The sequence below is a fragment of the Mesorhizobium sp. WSM4830 genome (assembly GCF_055811495.1).
In genome coordinates, this window is sequence record NZ_JBVVQI010000130.1 from 1 (window position 1) to 314 (window position 314).

Annotated in this window: 1 protein-coding gene; it reads left to right on the forward strand. The window is 63.1% G+C overall.

Going from position 1 to position 314, the window contains the following annotated elements; translation table 11 throughout:
- On the forward strand, positions 1-314 hold a 314-nt coding region (locus tag AC0L2Y_RS34670), incomplete at both ends, for a recombinase family protein (RefSeq protein ID WP_473562350.1).

Here is a 314-nt window from a genome sequence, read left to right on the forward strand (position 1 = left end):
CTGCTCGAGTTGTGCGGCGAAGTCGATGCACGGGTGATCGATCTGGACGGAGTCTACGATCCGGGGCTGCCGAACGATCGCCTGCTGCTCGGCATGAAGGGGAGCATAAGCGAGTTCGAACTCGGGGTGTTGCGTGCTCGCATGTACGAAGCTGCCCGCGCCAAGGCACAGCGCGGCGAACTGCGCATCTCTGTGCCGTTCGGCTACGTCTGGCACCGGGATTACGGTCTCGGGTTTGATCCCGACATGCGCCTGCAGGAGACCATTCGCCTGATATTCGCGCGTTTCCGCGAACTCGGCAGTGCGCGCCAGGT